Source organism: Pseudomonas imperatae (assembly GCF_057128625.1).
In genome coordinates, this window is record NZ_JBSKHP010000011.1 from 82,842 (window position 1) to 105,332 (window position 22,491).

The following is a 22,491-nucleotide window of genomic DNA, read 5'->3' on the forward strand; positions in this document are numbered from 1 at the left end:
CTGCGCTGGCCGTATGCCTCGCTGGAGATCTTCAGGGTTCATGCTGGCCAGCGCAGCCTGGCGGCAGCGGCTACGGGTGTGGAGGGGTCAGAGCATCTTCTCCAGGCCGATGGCCTTGCTCATCCAGGCATTGAAGCGCCGCCACAGGTCACCCGGCTCGGTGGTCAGGGTGTGCAGGTGGTGGTTGTCTTCCGTCACCCACACCACCTTGCCGTCCTGCAGCACCGCCTGGTAGCTGAGCGCCGGCGCCATGCCCTGCAGCGCCAGCTCGCGGGTGCGCTCGGCCAGTTCCGGGCTGTGCACCAGCACGCCTACCTCGGTGTTCCATAGCACCGAGCGTGCATCGAAATTGAACGAGCCGATGAACACCCGCTGGCGGTCGAAGATCATGGCCTTGCTGTGCAGGCTGGAGTCGGAGCTGCCGTGGAAGCCCAGCAGCTTGCGCTTGGGCTGCTCGCCCGGCTGGCGGCGCAGTTCGTACAGCTTCACGCCGTGTTCCAGCAAAGCCTTGCGGTAGGGCGCGTAGCCGCCGTGCACGGCGGGCACGTCGGTGGCTTCCAGGGAGTTGGTCAGCAGGCTGACCGACACCCCGGCGTCGGCGCGGCCCGTCAGGTACAACAGGCCCGGCTCACGGGGCACGAAATACGCCGAGATCAGCATCAGCTCCTGGTGTACGTTGGCCAGCTGCGGCGCCAGTTGCGTAGTCAACAGCAGGTGCGGGTCGGGCTCATCCACCGCCAGCACCTTGCTGGGGGCGTCCCACAGCACCTGGCTGTCGGCCCAGATCAGCTCGTTGCGCCAGGTGGCCATCTGCGGTTCGAAGCGGTAGCTCATCATCCGCTGGTACAGCGCCGGGCGCTGCTCGCGGGCGTCTGCGAGCCAGGCTTCGAGGCGGCCGCGGGTCTTCACCAGGTCCTTGGGCGAGGGCTTGAAATACAGGAATTCGCCGATGGGCCGGCTCAGGGCGCTGTTCCAGTACTGGTCGAAACTTTCGCCCAGGTGGGCGGCGGCGGGGCCGACGCTGAGCAGGTCGATGTCGGTGAAATTGAGGTTGGCCTCGGCGTCGAAATATTCATCGCCCAGGTTGCGACCGCCGACAATCGCCATGCTGTCGTCGGCGATCCACAGCTTGTTGTGCATGCGCCGGTGCTGCTGCGACAGGTTGAACAGCCGGCCCATCGCCCGCGTGGCGCCGGTGGCGCGGCCCAGGTGCAGCGGGTTGAACAGGCGGATCTGGATATTGGGGTGCTCGGCCAGGGTGGCGATGATGTCGTCCAGGCCGTCGCTGGTGGTGTCGTCCAGCAGGATGCGGATGCGCACGCCACGGTCAGCGGCCTTGAGCAGTTCGTGCACCAGCGCGCGGGTGCTCAGGCCGTCATGGACGATGTAGTACTGCAGGTCCAGGCTCTTCTGCGCGTTGCGGATCAGCTCGGCGCGGGCGCGGAACGCTTCCGGGCCGTTGGGCAGCAGGCGGAAGCCCGACAACCCCTGGTGGTCCGCCACCTGCGCCTGCACCGAGCGGCCGAACGCCGACTGGTCGGCGGGCAAGGCCTGGCTGGGTTGACGGTGGCTGCCACTGGTGGCGCAGCCGGCCAGCAGGGCGGTCATCAGCAGTGGCAACAGCCAGTGGTTTCGCAACTCGGGCATCCTTCAAGGCAGGGCAGGCGTGGCTATGACTCCAGCAGCCGGGGAAAAGTCATTCAGTGGCGTGGTCAATCTCGGCGATCAGCCGCTTGGCCGTCTCCCCGACCTTGCGCACCGCGTCTTCGATTTCCCGGGTGGCGCGCGCGGCGAAGTTCATTCGCAGGCAGTTCCGGTATTTGCCCGAGGCCGAGAAAATACTGCCCACGGCAATCTGCACGTTCTGCTCCAGTAAAGCGCGGTTCAGCCGCTGCGTATCAAAACTTTCCGGCAGCTCCACCCACAGCATGAAGCCGCCTTGGGGGCGGCTGGCGCGGGTGCCCGCGGGAAAATACCGGCTCACCCAGTCGATCATCAAGTCGCGCGAGCGCTGGTACTGGCTGCGCATGCGCCGCAGGTGCGGTTCGAAGCAGCCCTCCTTGAGGAAGTCGGCGATGGCCAGTTGCGGCTGTGTGGCGGTGCAGCCGGTGCTGATGTACTTCATGTGCAGCACCCGCTCCAGGTAGCGCCCCGGCGCCACCCAGCCGATGCGCAGGCCGGGCGCCAGGCTCTTGGAGAACGAGCTGCACAGCAGCACGCGGCCGTCCTCGTCGAACGACTTGATAGTCCGCGGCCGCGGGTAGGTGTAGGCCAGGTCGCCGTAGACGTCGTCCTCGATGATGGCCACGTCGTAGCGCTGGGCCAGGGTCAGCAACGCCCGCTTGCGCGCCTCGGGCATCACGTAGCCCAGCGGGTTGTTGCAGTTGGGGGTCAGCTGTATGAGCTTCACCGGCCACTGCTCCAGGGCCAGCTCCAGGGCTTCCAGGCTGATGCCGGTGATGGGGTCGGTGGGAATTTCCAGGGCTTTCATGCCCAGGCCCTTGAGGGTCTGCATGGCGCCGAAGAAGCTGGGCGAGTCGACGGCGACGATGTCTCCCGGCTGGCACACGGCGCGCACGCTGGCCGACAACGCTTCGTGGCACCCGGTGGTGATCACCAGGTCGCTGGCCTGCAGCTGGCAGCCGGAGTCCAGCAGCAGCCGCGCCACTTGGGTGCGCAGGGCTTCGGTGCCGTTGACGGTGTCGTAGTACAGCCCCGGCATGTCCTGGCGCCGCGACAGCTGCGCCAGGCTGCGCAGCAACGGCTTGAGCGTGGGCGTGTCGACGTCGGGCATGCCGCGGCCCAGCTGCACCACGTCCTTGCGCGGCACGCTGCGAATCAGTTCGCTGACCTGGTCCCACTGGGAGATGTCCACCGGCCGTTGCGCCGGGCGGCCCACCACCGGCAGCGCCGGCAGCTCGCGGGCGCTGGGCACGAAGTAGCCGGACTTGGGGCGCGGCGCCGCCAGGCCGTTGTCCTCCAGCACCCGGTAGGCCTGCTGTACCGTGCTCAGGCTGACGCCGTGCTCGGCGCTCAGCGCGCGCACCGAGGGCAGGCGGTCGCCGGGGCGATAGAAACCCTGCTCGATGCGCGAGCCCAGCAGTTCGGCAAGATTCACGTAGAGGGTCATGGCGTACTCCCGGCGGCGTGTGCGGACCATACAGATGGCGCTGAATTGCAGCGATACAGACCGCGTTCGGGCTGATCTGTATGGCGAATATACCTGTTTTTTGGATCTGTAAGGTCGGCTGTATTGGGCAGATCATGAAGCCGTACCCACACCAACACCAAGGAGCAAGGTCATGAACGGCTTGAGCGATGTGCGTCTGCTGCTGCGCAGCCAGGAACTCCAGGCATGTGATGCCCAAGGGCGGCGCGTGCGCTCGGCCCCTGAAGGCCTGGGGTTCTGGAACCTGATGTGGCACCGCCTGACCACCCGCCGGGCCTTGCTGGAGCTGGATGCCGACCAGTTGCGTGACATCGGCGTGTCCGCCAGTGAGGCACGGGTCGAGGGGCTGAAGCCGTTCTGGAAGGAGTGAAGGACCGGCGGGGCTTTCGTCGGGCGGCGCCGGGCAGGCAAAATGGCGGCTCGCGTCGACAGGTACCGCCCCATGAGCTGCAACCGCCACAAGATTCTCTTCCTGCGTGAGCAGATCCCTTCCTTCGAGTGCGTGCCGGGTTGCCACGATTGCTGCGGCCCGGTCACCACCTCGTCCGAGGAGATGGCCCGCCTGCCGCGCAAGACCGCGGCCGAGCAGGAGGCGGCGCTGGCCGAGCTGAACTGTGTGCACCTGGGGCCCAACGGCTGCACGGTGTATGAGGAGCGGCCGCTGATCTGCCGGCTGTTCGGCACCACCGCAAGCCTGCCGTGCCCCAATGGCCGGCGCCCGGCAGAGCTGATTCACCCGTTGGCGGAAAAGGCCGTGCACACCTTCATCGCCAGCACGCGCCAGGTGCTGGTGTAACGGATAACGTCAACTTCAATCCGGGATCGGCAGGTTCAGGCTTTCCTTCACCTCTTCCATCACGATGTAGCTCTTGGACTCGCGCACGTGCGGCAACTTGAGCAGGATGTCGCCCAGCAGCTTGCGGTACGAGGCCATCTCCGAGATACGCGCCTTCACCAGGTAGTCGAAATCGCCCGACACCAGGTGGCATTCCAGCACGTGGGGCAGCTTGAGCACCGCGCGGCGGAATTCCTCGAAGGTATCGCCCGACTTGTAATCCAGGCTGATCTCCACGAACACCAGCAGGCTGCCCTTGAGGTGCTGCGGGTTGAGGCGGGCGTTGTAGCCCATGATGATGCCTTCGCGCTCCAGGCGCCTCACGCGCTCGGTGCAGGGCGTGGTCGACAGCCCCACCTTTTCCCCCAGTTCCGTGAACGAAATACGCCCGTCGGCCTGCAGGATGCGCAGGATATTACGGTCGATCTTGTCCAGCTCACGTTTGCTCTGATGCTGGGTACGCATAGGCGATGCCCCTCCGTAAAAGCGGTTTTTGCCGAGAATTCTCGCCAATAATAGGCCGTTATATAGTGAATAGCACTGGCTGATGTTTTTTAAACTGCGTGCATCTTCGCAATAAACAACAAATGTCAGCGGTTATCCGCGTTGAGGGATTGAGCATGCGAGTTCTGGTACTTGGTAGCGGTGTGATAGGTACCGCCAGTGCCTATTATCTGGCGCGGCAGGGCTTTGAAGTGACGGTGGTAGACCGTCAGAACGCCGTTGCCATGGAAACCAGCTTCGCCAACGCCGGCCAGGTCTCGCCGGGCTACGCCTCGCCGTGGGCCGCCCCGGGCGTGCCGCTCAAGGCCATCAAGTGGCTGCTGGAGCGCCACGCGCCCCTGGCCATCAAGGCCACCGCCGACATCGACCAGTACCTGTGGATGGCGCAGATGCTGCGCAACTGCACCGCCAGCCGCTACGCGGTGAACAAGGAACGCATGGTGCGCCTGTCCGAGTACAGCCGCGACTGCCTCGATGAACTGCGCGCCGAGACCGGCATCGCCTACGAAGGCCGTACCCTGGGCACCACCCAGCTGTTCCGCACCCAGGCGCAGCTGGACAACGCCGCCAAGGACATCGCCGTGCTGGAACAATCCGGCGTGCCCTACGAGCTGCTCGACCGCGACGGCATCGCCCGCGTCGAGCCGGCCCTGGCCGGCGTCACCAACATCCTCGCCGGTGCCCTGCGCCTGCCCAACGACCAGACTGGCGACTGCCAGATGTTCACCACCAGGCTGGCGCAGATGGCCGTGGACCTGGGCGTGGAGTTCCGCTTCGGGCAGAACATCGAGCGCCTGGATTTTGCCGGCGACCGGGTCAACGGCGTGGTCATCGACGGCAAGCTGGAAACCGCCGACCGCTACGTGCTGGCGCTGGGCAGCTACTCGCCGCAGCTGCTCAAGCCGCTGGGCATTCGCGCGCCGGTGTACCCGCTCAAGGGCTACTCGCTGACCGTGCCCATCACCAACCCGGCCATGGCACCCACCTCGACCATCCTGGACGAGAGCTTCAAGGTTGCCATCACCCGTTTCGACAACCGCATCCGCGTGGGCGGCATGGCCGAGATCGCCGGTTTCGACCTGTCGCTGAACCCGCGTCGGCGTGAAACGCTGGAGATGATCGTCAACGATCTTTATCCTCACGGCGGTGACCTGAACCAGGCAAGCTTCTGGACCGGCCTGCGCCCCACCACCCCCGATGGCACGCCCATCGTCGGTGCCACACCGTTGCGCAACCTGTTCCTCAACACCGGCCACGGCACGCTCGGCTGGACCATGGCCTGCGGCTCCGGCCGCTTCCTGGCTGACCTGATGGCGCGCAAGAAGCCGCAAATCAGCGCAGAAGGCCTCGATATTTCCCGTTACGGCAAACACCAGGAGACTGCAAAGCATGTCAATCCAGCGCCAGCTCACCAATGAGCGCATGAGTCAGATCGTCACCCACAACGGCACCGTTTACCTTGCCGGGCAGGTGGGCGATAGCATGGAGGCCGGGATTGAGCAGCAGACCCGTGAAACCCTCAACAACATCGAGCGCCTGCTGGACCTGGCCGGCACCGACAAGTCGCGCCTGCTCTCGGTGACCATCTACCTGAAGGACATCGACGCGCACTTCGCCGGCATGAACAGTGTCTGGGACCAGTGGCTGCCCAAGGGCGTGGCACCGGCCCGGGCCACGGTCGAGGCCAAGCTGTGCGAGCCGGAAATCCTCGTCGAGCTGTCGGTGGTCGCCGCGCTGCCCTGAGAAACACCTTGTGCCCGGTAGTGGCTGCCACCATCGCCGGGCTTTTTACGCCCACAGCCTGCCCAGAAGAAGACAGCCGTCATGCGTCCTGCCCGTGCCCTGATCGACCTCGACGCCCTGCGTCACAACTACCGCCTGGCCCGTGAACTCGCCAACGGGGCCAAGGCCCTGGCCGTGATCAAGGCCGATGCCTATGGCCATGGCGCCGTGCGCTGCGCCCAGGCCCTGGAGCGCGAGGCCGACGGCTTTGCCGTGGCCTGCATCGAGGAGGCCCTGGAACTGCGCGCCGGCGGCATCCAGGCGCCGGTGTTGCTGCTGGAAGGCATCTTCGAGGCGGATGAGCTGCAGCTGGTGGTGGAGCACAACTTCTGGTGCGTGGTGCATTCGCTGTGGCAGCTGGAAGCCATCGAGCAGGCGCAGTTGAGCAAGCCCATCGTGGTGTGGCTGAAGCTGGACTCGGGCATGCACCGGGTCGGCCTGCATCCCAAGGATTATGCGGGCGCCTACCAGCGCCTGCTGGCCAGCGGCAAAGTGGCGAAAATCGTGCTGATGAGCCACTTCGCCCGCGCCGATGAGCTGGACTGCCCCAGCAGCGCCGACCAGGTGGCAGTGTTCGAAGCCGCGCGCCAGGGCCTGGCGGCGGAAACCAGCCTGCGCAACTCGCCGGCCCTGCTGGGCCTGCCCCAGGTGCCCGGCGACTGGGTGCGCCCAGGCATCATGCTTTACGGTGCCACGCCGTTCGAAGCGCCCCAGGCCGAGGCGGCGCGCCTGCAGCCGGTGATGACCCTGGAGTCCAAGGTCATCTGCGTGCGCGAGCTGCCTGCTGGCGAGCCGGTTGGCTACGGCGCCAGGTTCATCACCGACAAGCCCATGCGCATCGGCGTCGTCGCCCTCGGTTATGCCGACGGCTACCCACGCCACGCGGGCACCGGCACCCCGGTGCTGGTGGCCGGCAAGCGCAGCCGCCTGCTGGGCCGGGTGTCCATGGACATGCTGTGCATCGACCTCACCGACGTGCCCGAAGCCGAGCTGGGCAGCCCCGTGGAACTGTGGGGCAAGCACATCATGGCCAGTGAAGTGGCCGCCTGCGCCGAGACCATCCCGTACCAGATCTTCTGCAACCTGCGCCGGGTGCCACTGGTCTATTCCGGGGATTGACGCCTGGTTGCGCAGGGCCGCAAGTCGCCAGGGCGTAGGCCGGGTGGGGTACAAGTGTTGTAAATACTGAACGCTGTTGCCATGATAACGTTCATAACAACACCCCTGACCGTGAATACCCCCTGGAGGCACCAGCATTGGACGTCGGTGAACGACTGCAAGCCATTCGCAAACTCAAAGGTCTGTCCCAGCGTGAACTCGCCAAGCGTGCGGGCGTCACCAACAGCACCATTTCGATGATCGAGAAGAACAGCGTCAGCCCCTCGATCAGCTCCCTGCGCAAAGTGCTGGGGGGCATTCCCATGTCCATGGTGGAATTCTTCTCCGAAGAGCTGCAGCCCGAAAACCCGACCCAGATCGTCTACAAGGCCAATGAGCTGATCGACATCTCCGACGGTGCCGTGACGATGAAGCTGGTGGGCAAGGCGCACCCGAGCCGGGCCATCGCCTTCCTCAACGAGATCTACCCGCCGGGCGCCGACACCGGCGAAGAGATGCTCACCCACGAAGGCGAAGAGACCGGCATCCTGCTCGAGGGCAAGCTGGAACTGGTGGTGGGCGCGGAGACCTTCATTCTCGAGGCGGGCGACAGCTACTACTTCGAAAGCACCAAGCCGCACCGTTTCCGCAACCCCTACGACGAGCCTGCCCGGCTGATCAGCGCCGCCACCCCGGCGAACTTCTGACCGCCGATTACAGCGCTACACTCAATGTTCAGGGAGCCGTGGCCTGCGCGCCACGGCAATACCCATGAGAACAATAAGGTTGTTCCGGGGCGGCAGGCTTTGTCGCTATACTGGACGCTGCCTGCGAAACCGTGGCCGCGGGCGCGATTAGCCACCATGAGGGTGTAGGCGTGAACTTCAAAATCAACAAGATGCTGGCCGCACCAGCAACCGCACTGGCCCTCTGGGCCCTGACTGCCCAGGCAACCACCACCGACGACATCGCCAAGCGCCTGGAGCCCGTTGGCCAGGTCTGCGTGCAAGGCAAGGAGTGCCCCGGCATGGCCGTGACCGCCGTGGCCGCCGGCGGCGCCGCAAAATCCCCCGACGACGTCATCGCCAAGCACTGCAACGCCTGCCACGGCACTGGCCTGCTCGGTTCGCCGAAAATCGGCGACGGCGCCGACTGGGGCAAGCGCGCCAAGGAGCAGGGCGGCGTCGACGGCCTGCTGGCCAAGGCCATCACCGGCATCAACTCCATGCCGCCCAAGGGCACGTGCTCCGACTGCACCGACGACGAGCTGAAAGGCGCCATCAAGAAAATGTCCGGGCTCTGACGCGCCTTTCCCATGCTCACCACCCCACCGGAGCCGCAGCGGCAACGGGTGCGTTTTGTTTGGAAACATCTCTTGTGTTGTGCCACCGTGAGGCAGAACCGATAATGTCCCGCGTGGGAACAATGTAGCTACATTTTGGCGGAGAGGTGATCAACATGGCCGCGATACTGAAGACCACTGATGTGCGGTGCCGCATTGAAGAGGATTTGAAAATCAGCGCCACCGAGGTGCTGAAGTCCTGCGGGCTAAGCTTGAGTGATGCAATGCGCCTGTTCCTCCGTCAGGTTGTGGCGAGTCAAGGTCTGCCTTTTGAGGTAAGAGTGCCGTCGGAAAAAACCGCGCGCGCCATGCAGCAGGCACGGGAGATCCATCGGCATTTCAACTCGATAGACGAAATGCTCGGTGATACGGATGGCGATGTTCCAAAAAAAGGAAAAACGGGCAAAAAGGCCTAAACGGTGTTCGCAAACGCCGGAGTTCAGGAAGTCCTGGGAGCGCTATAACCGTGCGGGCCGCCGTGACATGAACGAAGTATGTCGGGTCATGACACTGCTTTTCATGGGCGAGCCGTTACCGCCGATTTATAGGGATCATGATCTTGTGGGGGAGTGGAAAGGGTTCAGGGAATGCCATATTGGGGGCGACTTTCTTTTGATTTATTCGTTGCCCGAACCCGACCTCGTTTTGTTTGTCGATCTGGGTAGCCATGCGGAGCTGTTCCGCTGACCATCTGAATGGCCCTCTGGAGCATCAGGGTGCAATTGAGCGCAAGCGGAGGTGCCGATGACGCAAGTCTGTTCGATCGATCGTGCCGTGGACGAGGTGCTGGCAAGGCTGCCGGCGCATATTCACATGGGCCTGCCGCTGGGGCTGGGCAAGCCCAACAAGTTCGTCAACGCGCTGTACGCGCGCATTCGCCAGCTACCCGAGCGGCGCCTGACCATCTACACCGCCCTGAGCCTGGGCCGCCCCAAGCTGGGCGACGGCCTGCAGAAGCGCTTCCTCGAGCCCTTCGTGGAGCGGGTCTACGGCGATTACCCCGAGCTGGACTACCTCGCCGACCTGCACGCCGACAAGCTGCCCCCCAACATTCGCGTCGAGCAGTTCTTCATGCAGCCGGGCAACCTGCTGCACAGCCATGTGGCGCAGCAATCCTACGTCAGCAGCAACTACAGCCACGCCGCCCGTGACATCAACGCCCAGGGCCTGAACCTGGTGGCGCAACTGGTGGCCCAGGCCCCTTACCAGCCGGCGAAGCTGAGCCTGAGCTGCAACCCGGATATCACCCTGGACCTGCTACCGATGCTGGCCAAGCGGCGCGAGGCCGGCGAGACGATCCTGATGCTCGGCCAGGTGCATGCCGAGCTGCCGTTCATGGCCGGCGACGCCGAGGTGGACCGCAGCCTGTTCGACCTGATGATCGACGAAGCCGACGCCACCACGCTGTTTTCCACGCCGAACATGCCGGTAGGGCTGCAGGACCACTTCATTGGCCTGCACGCCAGCACCCTGGTGCGCGACGGCGGCACGTTGCAGATCGGCATCGGCTCCATGGGCGATGCGCTGACCGCCGCGTTGCTGGCGCGCCAGGCCGACAACACCGGCTATCGGGCCTTGCTGGAAGATATGGACCTGGCCCCCTGGCAGCCGCTGATCGAGCGCGAAGGCGGGCTGGCGCTGTTTGCCGAGGGCCTGTACGGCTGCAGCGAAATGTTCGTCAATGGCCTGCTGGTGCTGGCGGAGGCCGGCATCGTGCGGCGCAAGGTGTACGCCGACGTCGCTACCCAGGCGTTGGCCAACAATGGCAGCCTGGACGGTGCCGAGCCGCCGGGTGTCAGCATCCACGGCGGTTTCTTCCTGGGCCCGCGCAGTTTCTACCAGCGCCTGCGCGAACTGCCCCTGGAAACCCTGGACGGTTTCAACATGACCGCCATCAGCTACATCAACGAGCTGTATGGCCAGGAAGCGCTCAAGCGCCTGCAACGGTGCGACGCACGTTTCATCAACACCGCGTTTACCGCGACCCTGCTGGGCGCGGCGGTCTCCGACCAGTTGGAAGACGGCCGCGTGCTCAGCGGCGTGGGCGGGCAATACAACTTCGTGGTGCAGGGCCATGCGCTGCACGACGCGCGTTCGATCCTGGTGCTGCGCAGCTGGCGCGAGGCCGGGGGCGAGGTGAGCTCCAACATTCTCTGGGAGTACGGCCACTGCACCATCCCCCGGCACCTGCGCGATATCGTGGTGACCGAGTACGGCATCGCCGACCTGCGCGGCCGCACCGATGCCCAGGTGATCGAGGCCATGCTGACCATCACCGACTCACGCTTCCAGACCTCGCTGATCGAGCAGGCGCAGGTGGCCGGCAAGCTGCCCAAGGATTTCCGCCTGCACCCACGCTTTACCGACAACACACCCGAACGGCTGAAAAGCCTGGCAGACAAGCACGCGAAGCTGTTCCCCGAATATCCATTGGGATGTGATTTCACGGTTGAGGAACGGGACCTGCTGCGGGCGCTGAACTGGCTCAAGAGCAAGTTCAAACTCACCGAGCTGCTGGACCTGGGCAAGGCGGCGCTGGACGCGCCACCGGCGTCGAGCTTCCCCGTGCACCTGATGCGCATGCAGCTGGCGCAGCCAGAGGGCTTGCGGGAGGACTTGTTGCAGCGCTTGCTGCTGGCGGGGTTGCAGGCCACGGTGCAGCCGGAGCCCCTGAGCTACCTGCGGGGGTAGCGGGACGCGGCCTTTGGCCGCTGCTACGAAGACCCGTAGCAGCTGCCGAAGGCTGCGTCAGCCGTCACTCGATGAACGTAACCACGCCATCTTTCAACGACTTAACGCGCGCCAGGGATTCCACGTGGTAACCCTGGGCGTCCAGTTCGGCGCGGCCGCCCTGGAACGACTTCTCGATGACGATACCCAGGCCGGCAACGCTGGCGCCGGCCTGCTTGATGATCGAGATCAGCGCCTGGGACGCCTTGCCGTTGGCCAGGAAGTCATCGATCACCAGCACGCGGTCGCTGCTGTTGAGGTGGCGCGGCGAGATGGCCACGGTGCTCTCGGTCTGCTTGGTGAACGAGTAGACGGTGGCCGACAACAGGTTCTCGGTCAGGGTCAGCGACTGGTGCTTGCGCGCGAAAATCACCGGCACGCCCAGTTTCAGGCCGGTCATCACCGCCGGGGCAATGCCCGAGGCTTCGATGGTGACGATCTTGGTCACGCCGGAGTCCGCGAACAGGCGGGCGAACTCGTCGCCGATCTGCTGCATCAGGACCGGGTCGATCTGGTGGTTCAGGAAGGCGTCGACCTTCAGTACCTGATCGGAAAGCACGATGCCTTCTTCGCGAATTTTCTTGTGCAGTGCTTCCACGGCAGTTCCTCAATATACGTATTGGCCCCGGCTACGGGGCCGAGGCGGTGTTGAATCAGCGTTTGAGCATGGCGCGAATATCGGCCAATGCATTGTTGCCTCTTACGGCTTTGACTTCCGTGGGGGTGTCATCATTGCCTTCCCAGGCGAGATCATCCGGCGGCAATTCATCGAGAAAACGGCTGGGCGCACAATCGATGATTTCGCCGTACTGCTTGCGCTTGGCCGCGAAGGTGAACGCCAGGGTCTGGCGTGCGCGGGTGATACCCACGTAGGCCAGGCGGCGCTCTTCCTCGATGGTGTCGGCCTCGATGCTGGAGCGGTGCGGAAGGATTTCCTCTTCCATGCCCATGATGAACACGTAGGGGAATTCCAGGCCCTTGGAGGCATGCAGGGTCATCATCTGCACGCCCTCGGCACCGTCTTCCTCTTCCTGCTGACGTTCAAGCATATCGCGAAGCACCAGTTTACCGATGGCTTCCTCGATGGTCATGCCGCCTTCTTCGTCTTTTTCCAGGGTGTTCTTCAGGGCCTCCACCAGGAACCACACGTTGCTCATGCGGTAGTCGGCGGCCTTGTCGCTGGAACTGTTGGTGCGAATCCAGGTTTCGTAGTCGATGTCCATGATCATGCTGCGCAGGGCGGCGATCGGGTCCTCGCCGGCGCAGTTCTCGCGCACCTTGTCCATGTAGCGCTTGAAGCGCGACAGGCGGTCGGTGAAGCGCGCGTCAAGGTGCTCGGTCAGGCCCAGCTCGTCGGTGGCCTGGTACATGGAAATCTTGCGCTCGGTGGCGTAGTTGCCGAGCTTCTCCAGGGTGGTGGAGCCGATCTCGCGGCGCGGCACGTTGATTACCCGCAGGAAGGCGTTGTCGTCGTCCGGGTTCACGATCAGGCGGAAGTAGGCCATCAGGTCCTTCACTTCCTGGCGCCCGAAGAAACTGTTGCCGCCGTTGAGGCGGTAGGGCACCTGGTGGTGCTGCAGCTTCAGCTCGATCAGCTTGGCCTGGTAGTTGCCGCGGTACAGGATGGCGAAGTCACTGTAGGGGCGGTCGGTGCGCAGGTGCAGGGTGAGAATTTCCATGGCCACGCGCTCGGCCTCGGCGTCCTCGTTCTTGCAGCGCAGCACGCGAATCTCGTCGCCGTGGCCCATTTCGCTCCACAGTTGCTTCTCGAAGGCGTGCGGGTTGTTGGCGATCAGCACGTTGGCGCAGCGCAGGATGCGGCTGGTGGAGCGGTAGTTCTGCTCCAGCATCACCACTTTCAACGACGGGTAGTCGTCCTTGAGCAGCATCAGGTTTTCCGGGCGCGCGCCGCGCCAGGCGTAGATCGACTGGTCGTCATCGCCCACCACGGTGAACTGGCAGCGGGTGCCGATCAGCAGTTTCACCAGCAGGTACTGGCTGGCGTTGGTGTCCTGGTATTCGTCCACCAGCAGGTAGCGCACGCGGTTCTGCCACTTTTCCAGGATGTCGGCGTGTTCCTGGAACAGCTTGACCGGCAGCAGGATCAGGTCGTCGAAGTCCACCGCGTTGAACGCCTTGAGCGTGCGCTGGTAGTGGGTGTAGACGATGGCTGCGGTCTGTTCCTTGGGGTTGCGGGCGTTTTCCAGCGCCTCGGGCGGCAGGATCAAGTCGTTCTTCCAGGCGCCGATCATGTTCTTGATCTCGTCGACGCCGTCGTCGCCCGAGTATTCCTTTTGCATGATGTCGGTCATCAATGCCTTGACGTCTGTTTCGTCAAAGATCGAGAAACCAGGCTTGTAGCCCAGGCGCGCATGCTCCTTGCGGATGATGTTCAGGCCCAGGTTGTGGAAGGTGGACACGGTCAGGCCGCGGCCTTCGCCGCCGCGCAGCAGGGTGCCCACGCGCTCCTTCATCTCGCGCGCGGCCTTGTTGGTAAAGGTCATGGCGACGATGTATTGGGCGCGGATGCCGCAGTTCTGCACCAAATGGGCGATCTTGCGGGTGATCACGCTGGTCTTGCCGGAGCCGGCACCGGCGAGCACCAGAAGAGGGCCGCCGACGTAGTTCACGGCTTCTTGCTGCCGGGGGTTGAGTCGGGACATGCGAAATTAGGGTCGCTAGCGAAAATGGCCGGGCATTTTAACAGGGTCGAGGAATAATGCCGCGACCATCCGACACTGTGACGCATCCCTCTATCTAAATTTGCCGCTTTTGATACTTTGCCGCAGGATACGTAACAATTTTACCGCAGATAGTCGAAAATAGCGGTCAGGGATGGCTGCCGTCGCCATCCCGGGGTTGTCGCGTCCTGTGATGCAGTCCTTTTTCCTGCCGTATTTGCCAGTGGATTTTCCTGAGGAGCCCGCTTGTCTACGCCCGTCGAACCTGTGCGCCTGTTGCTTCTGGCCAACGACCCAGCCTGGGCGGCGTCGTTGCGCGAGTGCCTGGCACCGCTTGGCGCCGCCGCCATGCTGGTGGTGGCGCAGTCGTTCGAGGCGCTGGGCGAGGTGTTCCAGACCGACCGCACCGCCGTGGTGCTGGCGACCCCGCAGCTGCAACCGGTGCCGGGGCGTTGCAGCCTGCCGGTGGTGTTGCTGCTGGAACAGGAGCCGGCGCAGCCGCCCCTGGGCGCCAGCGACTGGTTGGTACGCGACACACTGAGCGTCGATGCGCTACGCCGCTGCCTGCGCCACGTGCGCGAGCGCGGGGTGCTGGAAGGCACGCTGCAGCGCCTGGCCGAGCAGGACCCACTGACCGGCATCGCCAACCGCCAGGGCTTCCAGACCCTGCTCAACGCGCGCCTGGCTGAATTCGAGGGCCGCGGCCTGGCCCTGGGGCACCTGGACCTGGACAACTTCCGCCACGCCAACGACGCCCTTGGCCACCAGGCCGGCGACCGCCTGATCCTGCAGGTGGTGGCCCGCCTGCGCAGCCAACTGGACGCCGGCGACCAGCTGGCACGCCTGGGCAGCGATGAGTTCGCCTTGTTGATCGACACCCGCCGCGACGCCGAGCGCGCCGAGCGGCTGGCCGAGAACATCGTCGAGGCCCTGGCCGAGCCCTATTGGGTAGATGGCGAAAGCCTGCTGATTGGCTGCAGCCTGGGCATCGCCCACGCCCGCGCCCAGGCCGGCGCCGACCCGCTGATGTGGCACGCGCACATCGCCATGCAGCAGGCCAAGAGCACCCAGGGCTGCACCTTCCATGTCTTCAACGAGCGCATCAACCGCAACGCCCGCAGCCTCGCCGACCTGGAAAGCGAGCTGCGCCGCGCCCTGCGCCGTGACGAACTGGAACTGCACTACCAGCCGCGCCTGGACCTGCAAAGCGGCGCCATCGTCGGCCTGGAGGCGCTGGTGCGCTGGCGCCACGCCGAGCGCGGGCTGTTGCCGCCCAGCGAGTTCGTGCCGCTGGCCGAGCAGAGCGGGCTGATCGTGCCCTTGGGCTACTGGGTGATTTCCCGCGCGCTGCGCGACATGCAGGCGCTGCGCGAAGCCGGCCTGCCGGAGCTGCACATGGCGGTGAACCTGTCGTTCCGGCAGTTCCAGGACAGCCAGCTGCTGGCCACCCTGGGCCGGCTGATCGCCGACCGTGGCATCGATGCGCGCTGGCTGGAGTTCGAACTGACCGAAACCGCGGTGATGCGCCGCAACGACCTGGTCAAGCAGACCATGGACGCGCTGGGCCGCCTGGGCGTGCGTTTCTCGCTGGACGACTTCGGCACCGGCTTTTCGTCGTTCGTGCACCTCAACAGCCTGCCCATCGCCCTGCTGAAGGTGGACAAGAGCTTCGTCGGCGGCATGGAGCAGCGCGAGGAGAACCGCAAGCTGGTGCACGCCATGATCAACCTGGCGCACAACCTGAGCCTGGAAGTGGTGGCCGAGGGCGTCGAGACGCCCGAGCAACTGGCCCTGCTGCGCAGCTTTGGCTGCGACCAGGTGCAGGGTTACCTGATCAGCAAGCCTCTGCCCCTGCCCGAGCTTCAGGAGTACCTGATGTTTGGGCTGTCCCAGCGCGCGGTGCAGGGCTGAGCGCGGCGGCGGCCTTGAGCCGCCGCACGCGCCACTCGAACGCCAGCGTCAGGCTGGTGGCCGAGCAGGCCAGCCCCAGCGCCAGACCCCACCATACCCCCTGCGGCCCCCAGCCCAGCGGGAACGCCAGCAACCACGCCGCGGGCGCGCCAATCAGCCAGTAACAGCCCAGGCCGACCAGGAAGGTCACCTTGGCGTCCTTCAGGCCGCGAATGGCACCCATGGCGATGGTCTGCACGCCGTCGAACAGTTCGAACCAGGCGGCGATGCCCAACAGCACCACGGCCAGCTGGATCACCCCGGTGAAGCCTGGGTTGTCGCGGTCCAGGAACAGCTCCACCAGCGGCTGTGGCGCCACCCAGAACAGCAGGGCGAAGCCGAGCATGGCCAGGGCGCCGAAGCCGATGCCCACGCGCCCGGCCAGGCGTACGGCGTGCAGGTTGCCGGCGCCATAGTGCTGGCCCACGCGCATGGTCACCGCATAGGACAGGCCGGCCGGCACCATGAACGCCACCGAGACGATCTGCAGGGCAATCTGGTGGGCCGCCAGTTGCGTGCTGCCCATGGTGCCCATGCACAACGCCGCGAAGGCGAACAGCCCGACCTCCACCGAATAGGTGCCGCCAATTGGCAGGCCCAGCCGCCATAGTTCCCGCAACGCCGCCAGGTGCGGGCGCGCCAGGCCCTGGCGCAGCGGGTAGGGCTGGTAGGCCGAATGCAGGCGGATATACAGCGCCAGTGCCGCAGCCATGCCGGTGGCGACGATGGCCGTGACCAGGCCGATACCGGTCAGGCCCAGCTTCGGCAGGCCGAACAGGCCTTCTATCAGTGCGTAGTTGAGGCCGAAGTTGGCCACCACGGCCACCAGGCTGATCATCATCACCGGGCCGGCGCGGCCCAGGGCGCTGGTAAAGCCGCGCAGGGCCATGAAACTCAGGTAGCCGGGCAGGGCGAAGGGCAGCAGCAACAGGAACTGCCGCGCGCCGTCGACGTTTTCCGGCGTCTGGCCCAGCATCAGCAGCACCGGGCCCAGGTTCCACATCACCAACGCCCCCGCCAGGGCCATGGCCCAGGCCAGCCATAGCCCGGCCTGGGCCAGGCGCGTCACCCCGGGCACGTCGCCAGCACCCTGGCGGATGGACGCCAGGGTGCCCACGGCGGCGATCACGCCAATGCAGAAAATCGACACGAAGGTGTAGCTCACCGCGCCCAGGCTACCGCCGGCCAAGGCTTGCGGGCCGAGGCGGGCCATCATCAGGGTGTCGGTGAGCACCATCAGCATGTGCGCCAGTTGCGAGGCAATCAGCGGCCCCGCCAGGCGTAGCAGGGCACCGAGTTCGATACGGATGGCGGAAGGCATGGGCAGGCTCGTTTCACAGGTAGCAGGAGAGCGGCAATTCTGGGCGCTTGTCGACTTTGGCACAAAAGGATAAAAACGATGCCTGGCATGAGTTTTACTCATTCGAGCAACGTCGTTTGCCAGCGCCCGTGATTTTTCCAGGAATTGCCCTCATGTCCCGTCGCCTGCCGCCTCTGTATGCCCTGCGTGCCTTCGAGGCCGCCGCCCGCCATAGCTCGTTCACGCGTGCGGCGGATGAGTTATCGATTACCCAGAGCGCGGTCAGCCGGCACATTCGTACCCTTGAAGAGCACTTTTCCTGCCGGCTGTTCCAGCGCAACGGCCGCAACCTGCAGCTCAGCGAGTCGGCGCGCCTGCTGCTGCCCGGCGTGCGCGAGGGCTTCGCCGCCCTGGAGCGCGCCTGCGCCACGCTGCAGAGCGAAGACGATGTGCTGCGCATGAAAGCGCCTTCCACGCTGACCATGCGCTGGCTGCTGGCACGGCTCAGCCGCTTCCGCCACCTGCAGGCCGGCAACGAGGTGCAGCTCACCAGCGCCTGGATGGACGTGGACCACGTGGACTTCAACCACGAGCCGTTCGACTGCGCGGTGCTGCTGGGGGACGGCAATTTCCCACCCGACTGGCAGGCCACCTACCTGTTCCCCGAACTGCTGATCCCGGTGGGTTCGCCGGCGTTGATCAGCGACCAGCCGTGGACCGTGGAGCAACTGGCGGCGGTGGAGTTGTTGCACCCCACGCCGGACCGCCGCGACTGGCGCGACTGGCTGGAGCGCATGGGCCTGGCCGAGCGTATATCGCTCAAGGGCGGCCAGGCCTTCGATACCCTGGAGCTGGGGATGATTGCCGCCGCCAGGGGCTATGGCGTGTCCATCGGCGACCTGCTGATGGTGGCCGAAGACGTGGCCCAGGGCCGCTTGAGCCTGCCGTGGCCGACCGCCGTGGCCAGTGGACTGAATTATTACCTGGTGTGGCCCAAGACCCGGCCGGGTGGCGAGCGTCTCAAACGCCTGAGTGATTTCCTGCAGGCCGAGGTGCAGGCCATGGAACTGCCGGTGGTCGAAATTCTGCGCTAGGTGGCGAAAAGCCTTTAAAATGCCATCAGTTTAACGTTTGCGAATAACCTGCCCAAGCACTCAAGTATTGGCCGTCGCAGCCGAATCTACAGGGTGCAGGACCTCATCCAGAAAGGTCCGTTTAAAACCGAATCGAACACTACGCCGCCTGGCCCCGAGCATCTCGGGTGTGCCCTGCGGTCAGGAGCCATCATGTCTCAACCCCGTGCCCGGATTGCCTCGCAACTCGGTATCGCCCTTGCGGCCATTCTCGCTGTCGTCATTACCGGCAGTACTGTCTTTGCCCTGCGCTCGCTGGACAGCGCCAACCTCGCCACCCGCGAGCAGCACCTGGCCAGCGAGGCGCGCCTGCTGGCCGACCAGCTCAGCACCTTCCACGGCACCCTGCGCGACAGCACCCAGCGCCTTAGTGGGCTGTTCGAGAAGCGCTTCGCCAGCGGCCTGACCCTGGACAGCGACGCGCCCATCACCGTGGCCGGCGTCGCCACCCCGGCGCTGCTGCTCAACGGCAAGGCGCTGAACAACGACTTCCGCGAAGTGGACGACTTCCGCCAGATGACCGCCGGCGTGGCCACCGTGTTCGTGCGCAAGGGCGACGACTTCGTGCGCGTCAGCACCTCGCTGACCAAGCAGGACGGCAGCCGCGCCATCGGCACCCTGCTCGACCACCAGCACCCGGCGTACACGCGCCTGCTGGCCGGCCAGAACTACGTGGGCCGCGCGCTACTGTTCGACCGCTACTACATGACCCAGTACACCCCGGTCAGCGACCGCAACGGCCGGGTCATCGCCGTGTTGTTCGTCGGCTTCGACTACACCGACGCGCAGAACGCCCAGTTCGACAACCTGCGCCGCTTCCGCATCGGCCACACTGGTTCCCTGGCGCTGCTGGACGAAAACAGCAAGTGGCTGGTGGCACCCGCCGGCGTGCAGGGCCTGGCCAAGGCCACCGACATTCTCGACGACTTCATCAAGCACCCGGGCCAGGGTGACTTCTGGAGCGACACCAACGAAGACTTCTACAGCGTGGCCGTGCGCTTTGATGGCGGCCCCTGGAGCGTGCTGGCGACCATGCCCAAGGCCGAAATCCGCGCGGTGACCTGGAGCGTGGGCATTCGCCTGGCCATCGGCAGCCTGTTGGCCATGCTGCTGGCGGTGGGCGTGTCCATGTGGCTGCTGCGCAGCAAGCTCAAGCCGCTGGGTGAGCTGGTGCGCCAGGCCGAAGCGCTGGGCGCTGGCGACCTGGACGCGCGCCTGAACGTGGCCAGCAACGATGAAATCGGCCAGCTGGCGCGCAGCTTCAACCACATGGGCGAAGCCCTGGCCACCATGGTGACGCACATCCGCAACGCCGCCCACGAGGTCAGTGGCCGCGCCCAGGCGCTGTCGGGCATGTCCACCGGCGCCTACGAGGGCATGGAGCAGCAGTCCGGCGAGATCAGCAGCATGGCCGGCGCGGTGGAAGAGTTCAGCGCCACGTCGCTGAACATCGCCGACAACATGGGCAACACCCAGCGCATGGCCCAGCAGAACGCCGAGCAGACGCGCATCGGCCGCAGCTCGATGACCGAGGCGTCGTCGTCGCTGGAGCAGATCGCCGGCGCGCTGAACAGCACCGCCACCGTCATCAACACCCTGGGCCAGCGTTCCCAGGAAATCGGCGGCATTGTCGGGGTTATTACCTCGATCGCCGAGCAGACCAACCTGCTGGCGCTGAACGCCGCCATTGAAGCGGCGCGCGCTGGCGAGCAGGGCCGCGGCTTTGCCGTGGTCGCCGACGAGGTGCGCAGCCTGGCCTCGCGCACGCGCCAGGCCACCGATGAAATCTCGGCCATGATCGGCAGCATCCAGCACGAGACTGGCAATGCCATCAGCACCATGGAGCAGGGCAAGGAACTGATGGAAGAAGGCCTGTCGCGCAACGCCAAGGTCGCCGCGGCGCTGTCGCACATTGATGAGCAGAGCCGCTCGGCGGGCGAGCAGTTCGCCGCCATCACCACGGCCACTCAGGAACAGAGCAGCACCGCCACCTTGCTCAGCAGCAACCTGCAGAGCATTGCCCTGGCCAACAGCGAACAGCGCGAAGTGGTCTCCAACCTGGCCATCACTGCCCGCGAGCTGGAAACCCTGGCCGCCGACTTGCGCCAGGAAGTGAACCGCTTCCGCGTCGGCCGCTAAGCCTCAGGCCAGGCTCGCCAACCCCAGCTGCGCCGCGCACTGTTGCAGTGAGCGGCGCTGGCTCTGGGCGTACAGCTCAAGCTCGTCGAGCACCGGCCGGCCCAGGGCCAGGTGGAAGCTGTCCTGGGTCGAGCCGCCGGCATAATTGCTCTGGGCCGCGTCGCCGAGGTTGGATTGGAAGATCCCGGCGGCGCTGACGGGCAGGAAGTCCTCGTACACCAACGGCTCGAAGTGCACGTGGCCGGCGTCGATCAGCCCTTGCAGGCTGGTGGGGCGGCCAGCCTGGTCGCGTGCCGCCAGGCCTTGCTCGGTGGCGAAGTAGCGGAAGTAGGCCAGGTCCTGCTCGCGCATCTGCCGCATATCATCCGGAAACTCGGCGAAATGTTCGCCCAGCTGGCGCATGTACTCTTCGGCGTTGCTTTCGCTGGGGAAGCCTGCCAGCGCCTCGCGGGAATTGTTCAATAAACGGTCGTACAGCGCTCGCCCCTTGGGCGTCAGCGCTGCGCCGCGCTGTTCGATCTCGCCGAAGCGCGCGGTGTGGCTGCCACGGGTGCCGTGCTGGTCGGTGAAGGTGATGCTTTCCTGCAGGGCCTTGAAGCTGGTCTGGCGCAGCAGGATAGGGTGACGGCGGGTGGGCGGGCCTTCGATCACGGCCTTGGGGGTGATGCCCTTGCCGGGCATCGCCGCCTGCACGGCGTCGATGTCCAGGGTGCGCGGGGTCAGGTGGTTGATGTGCGGGCCCTTGAAGGCCACCACGTCGGCGATCAGCCGGTGCTGGTCGTGCAGTTGCTGGTACTGCGCGCTGCTGACGGTGGCGCTATGGTGCCAGCGGAAGGTTTCCAGGGCCTGGGTGACGAAGGCCTCGGCGTCCGTTTCATCGAGGCCGCCGTCGCGTTCGCATTGGTCAATCAGTTGCAGCGCGCGCGGGGTGAAGATCTGCCGTTGCGCCAGCAGGCCCTGGGCCAGTTCGCGCAGGGGCAGGTTGTCGATCAGCTCAAGGCGCAGCAGCGAGGTGAACACGCGGAACGGGCTGACCTGCAGGGCCTGCTCGTGCACTGCGCGGAAGGCCGTGGAATGCACCGGAACGCCGGCGGGCGTCAGGTCGTAGTAGCCCACGGGCTGCATGCCCATGACCGCGAACAGGCGGCCGATGGTGGCCAGCTCCGCAGCGGTGCCCACGCGGATGGCGCCGTGGCGCTCCATGTCCAGGCGCTGGATTTCGCCGGTCCATTGCAGCGCCTCGGCGACCTCCGGCTGCTGGGCCATGACGGCCTGGTTGACCTCGCCTACCAGGTCCAGCAGCGCCCCGTAGAGCGGCACCTCCTGCTTGTACATGGCAGACATGGCCCGCGAGAACCGGGCGCGGATCTGGTCGGGGCTGACGAAGCTGGGCATGGCGAAACTCCGAGTGAATGAGCTGCGCCTATGAAAGCGGGGAATGACCAGGGGCCGCAAGCGAAAAAAAGTAGGTGTTTCATTCCGCAAATTCGTGCAAGCCCGGACGCGACCTGGGGCCGCTGCTACAGGAACCGTGTTGCCTTCATCGCGACCAAGGTCGGCTCCTACCGCGTGCGGGGTAGGAGCCGGCCTTGGCCGCGATGCAAACGGCGCGATCGGCGGGCTGCGCGCGTCCCTGTAGCAGCTGCCGCAGGCGGCGTCCGGGTTCGCTGCGGTGTGCCGGGAGCAGCGCGGCACCTTGGACGCGGCCTGGGGCCGCTGCTACAGGAACCGTGTTGCCTTCATCGCGACCAAGGTCGGCTCCTACCGCGTGCGGGGTAGGAGCCGGCCTTGGCCGCGATGCAAACGGCGCGATCGGCGGGCTGCGCGC

20 protein-coding genes are annotated in these 22,491 nt (G+C 65.4%); 13 read left to right on the plus strand and 7 right to left on the minus strand.

Going from position 1 to position 22,491, the window contains the following annotated elements; genetic code table 11:
• Positions 1 to 87: 87 nt before the first annotated feature.
• Together ACWKWX_RS15605 and ACWKWX_RS15610 are read right to left on the minus strand one after the other, a co-directional pair.
• Positions 88 to 1,647: a phospholipase D family protein gene (locus tag ACWKWX_RS15605; protein WP_416421835.1), complete on the minus strand. Its 1,560-nt coding sequence runs from the start codon at positions 1,645 to 1,647 to the stop codon at positions 88 to 90.
• Positions 1,648 to 1,696: 49 nt separating this feature from the next.
• Complete coding sequence (locus ACWKWX_RS15610; RefSeq protein ID WP_416421836.1) at positions 1,697 to 3,130, minus strand: aminotransferase-like domain-containing protein; 1,434 nt, start codon at positions 3,128 to 3,130, stop codon at positions 1,697 to 1,699.
• Between the two features lie 172 nt (positions 3,131 to 3,302).
• On the opposite strand from ACWKWX_RS15610, the gene ACWKWX_RS15615 reads away from it, so the two are divergent.
• Both ACWKWX_RS15615 and ACWKWX_RS15620 read left to right on the plus strand, forming a co-directional pair.
• On the plus strand, positions 3,303 to 3,539 hold the full coding sequence (locus ACWKWX_RS15615) for a DUF1127 domain-containing protein (RefSeq protein WP_416421837.1): 237 nt from the start codon (positions 3,303 to 3,305) through the stop codon (positions 3,537 to 3,539).
• Between the two features lie 72 nt (positions 3,540 to 3,611).
• A complete protein-coding gene (locus tag ACWKWX_RS15620) occupies positions 3,612 to 3,965 on the plus strand; it encodes a YkgJ family cysteine cluster protein (RefSeq protein ID WP_416421838.1) in 354 nt (117 codons plus the stop codon).
• Positions 3,966 to 3,980: 15 nt separating this feature from the next.
• Here the strand turns inward: ACWKWX_RS15620 and dadR are convergent, their stop codons facing one another.
• Entirely contained in the window at positions 3,981 to 4,469 is a 489-nt protein-coding gene (gene dadR, locus ACWKWX_RS15625; RefSeq protein ID WP_008366790.1) for a transcriptional regulator DadR, read from the minus strand.
• Between the two features lie 155 nt (positions 4,470 to 4,624).
• Between dadR and dadA the strand changes: the two genes are divergently transcribed.
• The 8 genes from dadA (at position 4,625) to ACWKWX_RS15665 (ending at position 11,421) form a co-directional block, all read left to right on the plus strand.
• Entirely contained in the window at positions 4,625 to 5,926 is a 1,302-nt protein-coding gene (gene dadA, locus ACWKWX_RS15630) for a D-amino acid dehydrogenase (RefSeq protein ID WP_473005059.1), read from the plus strand.
• Positions 5,898 to 6,251 (plus strand): RidA family protein, encoded by a 354-nt coding sequence (locus ACWKWX_RS15635; RefSeq protein ID WP_416421840.1) that lies wholly within the window; start codon positions 5,898 to 5,900, stop codon positions 6,249 to 6,251. The genes dadA and ACWKWX_RS15635 overlap by 29 nt, the downstream gene beginning before the upstream one ends.
• Before the next feature lie 81 nt (positions 6,252 to 6,332).
• Positions 6,333 to 7,409: an alanine racemase gene (gene alr / locus ACWKWX_RS15640; RefSeq protein ID WP_483828248.1), complete on the plus strand. Its 1,077-nt coding sequence runs from the start codon at positions 6,333 to 6,335 to the stop codon at positions 7,407 to 7,409.
• 137 nt (positions 7,410 to 7,546) lie between these two features.
• Positions 7,547 to 8,095: a cupin domain-containing protein gene (locus tag ACWKWX_RS15645; protein ID WP_027980762.1), complete on the plus strand. Its 549-nt coding sequence runs from the start codon at positions 7,547 to 7,549 to the stop codon at positions 8,093 to 8,095.
• A 191-nt stretch (positions 8,096 to 8,286) separates the two neighbouring features.
• Positions 8,287 to 8,691: a c-type cytochrome gene (locus ACWKWX_RS15650; RefSeq protein ID WP_416427514.1), complete on the plus strand. Its 405-nt coding sequence runs from the start codon at positions 8,287 to 8,289 to the stop codon at positions 8,689 to 8,691.
• A 155-nt stretch (positions 8,692 to 8,846) separates the two neighbouring features.
• The gene (locus tag ACWKWX_RS15655; protein ID WP_416421842.1) at positions 8,847 to 9,146 is read left to right on the plus strand and encodes a type II toxin-antitoxin system RelB/DinJ family antitoxin; all 300 of its coding nucleotides are present in this window, start codon (positions 8,847 to 8,849) and stop codon (positions 9,144 to 9,146) included.
• On the plus strand, positions 9,103 to 9,417 hold the full coding sequence (locus ACWKWX_RS15660) for a type II toxin-antitoxin system YafQ family toxin (protein WP_483828249.1): 315 nt from the start codon (positions 9,103 to 9,105) through the stop codon (positions 9,415 to 9,417). The genes ACWKWX_RS15655 and ACWKWX_RS15660 overlap by 44 nt, the downstream gene beginning before the upstream one ends.
• Positions 9,418 to 9,474: 57 nt before the next feature.
• Positions 9,475 to 11,421, plus strand: a complete 1,947-nt coding sequence (locus ACWKWX_RS15665; RefSeq protein ID WP_483828250.1) for an acetyl-CoA hydrolase/transferase C-terminal domain-containing protein — start codon at positions 9,475 to 9,477, stop codon at positions 11,419 to 11,421.
• Between the two features lie 64 nt (positions 11,422 to 11,485).
• Here ACWKWX_RS15665 and ACWKWX_RS15670 read toward each other — a convergent pair whose 3' ends face one another.
• Positions 11,486 to 12,058 carry a xanthine phosphoribosyltransferase gene (locus ACWKWX_RS15670; RefSeq protein ID WP_416421844.1) on the minus strand — a complete coding sequence of 191 codons (573 nt, stop codon included), beginning with the start codon at positions 12,056 to 12,058 and terminating at the stop codon, positions 11,486 to 11,488.
• Between the two features lie 55 nt (positions 12,059 to 12,113).
• Positions 12,114 to 14,123 (minus strand): DNA helicase Rep, encoded by a 2,010-nt coding sequence (gene rep, locus ACWKWX_RS15675; protein WP_416421845.1) that lies wholly within the window; start codon positions 14,121 to 14,123, stop codon positions 12,114 to 12,116.
• Positions 14,124 to 14,387: 264 nt separating this feature from the next.
• On the opposite strand from rep, the gene ACWKWX_RS15680 reads away from it, so the two are divergent.
• Positions 14,388 to 16,052 carry a putative bifunctional diguanylate cyclase/phosphodiesterase gene (locus ACWKWX_RS15680; RefSeq protein WP_416421846.1) on the plus strand — a complete coding sequence of 555 codons (1,665 nt, stop codon included), beginning with the start codon at positions 14,388 to 14,390 and terminating at the stop codon, positions 16,050 to 16,052.
• Here the strand turns inward: ACWKWX_RS15680 and ACWKWX_RS15685 are convergent.
• Complete coding sequence (locus ACWKWX_RS15685) at positions 15,976 to 17,412, minus strand: NorM family multidrug efflux MATE transporter (RefSeq protein ID WP_416421847.1); 1,437 nt, start codon at positions 17,410 to 17,412, stop codon at positions 15,976 to 15,978. The two genes, ACWKWX_RS15680 and ACWKWX_RS15685, sit on opposite strands and share 77 nt — an antisense overlap.
• Positions 17,413 to 17,564: 152 nt before the next feature.
• Here ACWKWX_RS15685 and ACWKWX_RS15690 point away from each other — a divergent pair, with 152 nt between their 5' ends.
• Positions 17,565 to 18,485 (plus strand): LysR substrate-binding domain-containing protein, encoded by a 921-nt coding sequence (locus ACWKWX_RS15690; protein ID WP_473005063.1) that lies wholly within the window; start codon positions 17,565 to 17,567, stop codon positions 18,483 to 18,485.
• Between the two features lie 192 nt (positions 18,486 to 18,677).
• Positions 18,678 to 20,663, plus strand: coding sequence for a methyl-accepting chemotaxis protein (locus ACWKWX_RS15695; RefSeq protein ID WP_483828251.1), 1,986 nt, complete (start codon positions 18,678 to 18,680; stop codon positions 20,661 to 20,663).
• 3 nt (positions 20,664 to 20,666) lie between these two features.
• Here the strand turns inward: ACWKWX_RS15695 and hglS are convergent, their stop codons facing one another.
• The gene (gene hglS, locus ACWKWX_RS15700) at positions 20,667 to 22,058 is read right to left on the minus strand and encodes a 2-oxoadipate dioxygenase/decarboxylase HglS (RefSeq protein ID WP_483828252.1); all 1,392 of its coding nucleotides are present in this window, start codon (positions 22,056 to 22,058) and stop codon (positions 20,667 to 20,669) included.
• Positions 22,059 to 22,491 lie beyond the last annotated feature (433 nt).